This window comes from Massilia sp. CT11-108 (assembly GCF_047302915.1).
In the GTDB taxonomy this organism is placed as follows: Bacteria; Pseudomonadota; Gammaproteobacteria; order Burkholderiales; family Burkholderiaceae_D; genus Telluria; species Telluria orientalis.
Genome location: NZ_JBKYMO010000972.1, coordinates 1 through 1,075, shown reverse-complemented (window position 1 = coordinate 1,075; position 1,075 = coordinate 1). Strand labels below are relative to the sequence as shown.

The following is a 1,075-nucleotide window of genomic DNA, read 5'->3' as shown; positions in this document are numbered from 1 at the left end:
GCGCAGCGTGAACGGCGCCTACGCGCACACGGGTTCGTCCTGCAGGCGGTACGGCGACCCGCGGGCCCAGTCCAGCAACAGCGCGGCCGGCATCGGCGCGGCGACGAAATAACCCTGGGCCTCGTCGCAGCCGAGAGTGTGCAGCGCATCCCAGATGCGCGCATTGCTGACGCCTTCCGCGACGACGCCCATGCCGAGATCGTGCGCCAGGTGCACGGTGGATTTCACGATCGAGGCGGCGCGCCGGTCCTCGATCATCTGCATGGTGAAACCGTGGTCGATCTTGATGACGTCGACGGGCAGGCGGCTCAGGTAGCTCAGCGACGAATATCCCGTGCCGAAATCGTCGATGTACAGCCGGAAGCCCATCGCCGACAGGCGTTCCAGCTCGGCGATGCTCTCCGCCGGGTTCTGCATCAGGCTGCTCTCCGTCATCTCCAGCCCGATCAGGCCCGCGCACGAGCCATGCCGTTCCAGCAGCTCGCGCAGGTGTTCGGACAGCGACAGCGCGGCGATGTCGCGCGCGGACAGGTTCACGGCGATGGGGAGGCGCACGCCCTGCGCGCGCCACGCCTCGCTCTGGGCGACGGCGCTGGCCAGCATGTGCTGCGTGAGCACGTGGATCAGGTCCGTGGATTCGATCAGCGGCATGAACGTCTCCGGACCGATGCAGCCCTTCTCCGGGTGCACCCAGCGCACGAGGGCTTCCGCGCCGACGATCTCGCGGCCGGCCATCGTCACCTTCGGCTGGCAAAAGAGCTGGATCTGGCCGGCCTCGATGGCCGTGCGGAAGTCGCCGATCAGCGACAGGCGGTCGGGCGTGTGCGGGTCGTCCTCGGCCGCGTAGACGGCGACGTTACGCCCAAGGTGCGCGGCCTGGTACAGCGCGATGTCGGCTTTCCTCAGCAGCGTGTGGTAGTCGAGGCCTTGCAGCGGCGCGAGCGCGATGCCGACGCGTGCGCCGATCTCGTACGAGATGCCGGCGACCGCGAACGGGGCCTCCAGCGCGCGGTGGATGTGCTGGGCCCAGCGCCGCGCTTCTTCCTCGTCGGCGCCGTCCAGCACGATCGGAAAG

1 protein-coding gene is annotated in these 1,075 nt (G+C 68.8%); it reads right to left on the bottom strand.

The features are described from left to right. Positions 1-18: 18 nt before the first annotated feature. Positions 19-1,075: putative bifunctional diguanylate cyclase/phosphodiesterase (locus ACEN88_RS32440; protein ID WP_413346345.1), on the bottom strand; the 1,057-nt coding region annotated here is incomplete at its 5' end.